This window comes from Marinibactrum halimedae, assembly GCF_021234875.1.
Lineage (GTDB): Bacteria > Pseudomonadota > Gammaproteobacteria > Pseudomonadales > Cellvibrionaceae > Marinibactrum > Marinibactrum halimedae.
The window spans coordinates 1-2,324 of the sequence record NZ_JAJQVM010000085.1 but is presented as its reverse complement, the minus strand read 5'-3'; the positions used below and the strand labels follow the sequence as shown (position 1 = coordinate 2,324).

Genomic DNA, 2,324 nt, shown 5'->3' with positions numbered 1-2,324 from the left:
TCTCTTGGTTCTTCTTCGCCCAGCGGGCATCCGTATCTTTTTGAGCGCCAACGTTCGGATTCTTTTCAAAACGATCAGGCGTTTCACCGCGTTTTATCTGTTTGTTTTCTTCCTTTTTATTGCGCTGCCTGGGAACATCGACAAAACTCGCATCCACTATTTGACCTTTTCTTGCTTGAAAACCGTGTTCCTCTAATTGAACATCAAAAGTAAAAAACAAACGCTTCATTAAACCAGCTTTGACTAGGTTTTCTCTAAACAGCCACACTGTCTTGGCATCAGGCACCTTGTCCGATGGAGTCAGACCTAAAAACCGGCAAAACGAATAGCGGTCCCGTATTTGGTACTCTATCTGATCATCGGATACATTGTATAAGTGCTGAAGTACGAGTACTTTGAACATCAGAAGCTCGTCATAGGCTTTACGACCCGCATTGCTTTTTCGGTTTGACTTTCGTATTTCCTTTAAGGTCGGACGAAAGGCTTCCCAAAATATCAGTTTGTTGAGATGAACTAATGGATCTTTTTCATCTAACTTGCGATACCTGTCATCTAAATCAAAAAAGCCGGGCTGAGACATAGAAGGAAACTCTTGAAATTTTTGAACAGTGAGATTATATCAAAGTTGGGCTATTTTTAGAGGTGCCCAATAGAAGACCAATGCATCGCTGGATATATTACCGAATTCTTAGCTGGATTTAATGTCATTTGCAAAGAAGAACGCGAGCATTTATTAAGCGTGTCAAAGCGTTTCAGCAGCAATGCCAAAAATATCGCTCCAAACAAAAACCGAGATGAACTTGCCACACAGTGGGGAGTTGCTCATGACCTCACTCCTTACTTTGAGTATATCGCCCACCTACAAACACGGCACTATAAACATACATCAGAGTACAAACGGCCATCTCGGAATTTTGCTTTGTAACAGTATTAAACTAAAATTCTAAAGGTTAGGAGCCATCAATGTTTAAAGACCTAGTAAAACTAAACGTATCTGGCGCCCCCATTAAGCTAACTGCTCTTGGAGTTAGCCAAGAAGAGTGTTACGGCTTTACCTGGGAAGTTGGCCAACTTACGTTTGATCATTCGATTTATGTCACCTTGGTAGACGATAATGAATTTGCCTTGATTTTTCATCGTACGTCTGAAGAAGCGATAAGTCTTTATCAAGCAGATGGTGAAGAAGTGGTTCGATTGGCTAGCCCCTCTCTTGAACACAAAACATTATCGTTTGCATACCCTCAATTGAGGAAGGGGGACAGAAAGCTATTCGGTATCGTATTTACGGATGGTGAACTTGACTATTCCGCTGAGTTTGATACCGACAGTAAAACCTTTGGGCAAGTTAAGCGGATTTCGAGGTGATTAATTTCCGTTAATCCAAACCAAGAACGATAACTAACTTGAAAAGCGAGGCTGTTCAAAATTCTGTGTCATGCGAAGCGGATTGGCTTCGCTTGATTGCTACGAATTTTATGCGAGTCAAGCTCGCACAAAATATCGCAGCGACATTTTAGCATTACAGATCTAAAAATCCTTGTAAACGGTCTTCAAAGTGAATAGCCATTTGGGATAATGCGAGGCTCCACTTTTGCACCGGGTGTGTCCATTTCTCAGTGGCATTTAAAATGCCAGCATACAGCAGCTTCAACAAACTATTTTCATTAGCAAAGCCACCTTTCGTCTTGGTTAATTTTCGAAATTGCCTATGCACTGCCTCAACCGCATTAGTGGTGTAAATGACTCGACGGATATCCTCTGGGTACTTGAAGTAAACCGATAAGTTATCCCACTTGTTTCGCCATGATTGAACGACAACAGGGTAATACTTCCCCCATTTTGCCTCTAAGTCATTCAATGCTATTTCGGCTGCATTTTTCGTGGCGGCTTTGTAAACCTTTTTCAAATCGCTCATGAATGCTTTTTGATTTTTCGACGCCACATACTTCATCGAGTTGCGAATTTGATGAATCACACACAATTGAACTTCGGTCTCAGGATAAATGGATTCAATGGCCTCAGGAAAGCCTTTCAGCCCATCCACACAAGCGATAAGAATATCTTTAACGCCACGATTTTGAAGGTCTGTTAGGACTCCCAGCCAGTAATGAGCACCTTCAGTGTCGGATAAATAGAGACCGAGAAGCTCTTTTTTTCCTTCAATATTCAGGGCCAAAATAGTGTAAATGGCCTTACTGACAAAACGTCCATTTTCCTTAATTTTGTAATGAATCGCATCAAGCCAAACAATGGGGTAAATAGGGTCTAGGTCACGTTCACGCCAGGCTTGCAGTTCCGGCAACAGTTTATCGGTCACAGCATTG

At 41.8% G+C, this 2,324-nt stretch carries 3 protein-coding genes; 1 reads left to right on the top strand and 2 read right to left on the bottom strand.

What is annotated here, in order from left to right:
• On the bottom strand, nucleotides 1–580 hold a 580-nt coding region (locus LU351_RS20290), incomplete at its 3' end, for a transposase (RefSeq protein ID WP_232592392.1).
• A gap of 383 nt (nucleotides 581–963) precedes the next feature.
• Here LU351_RS20290 and LU351_RS20285 point away from each other — a divergent pair.
• A complete protein-coding gene (locus tag LU351_RS20285) occupies nucleotides 964–1,365 on the top strand; it encodes a hypothetical protein (protein WP_232595909.1) in 402 nt (133 codons plus the stop codon).
• Between the two features lie 154 nt (nucleotides 1,366–1,519).
• Here the strand turns inward: LU351_RS20285 and LU351_RS20280 are convergent.
• Nucleotides 1,520–2,324: IS256 family transposase (locus LU351_RS20280; RefSeq protein ID WP_232595908.1), on the bottom strand; the 805-nt coding region annotated here is incomplete at its 5' end.

Excerpts from the sequence above, each read along its gene's own strand:
- LU351_RS20285 (WP_232595909.1), top strand. The coding sequence starts at position 964 with ATGTTTAAAGACCTAGTAAAACTAAACGTATCTGGCGCCCCCATTAAG.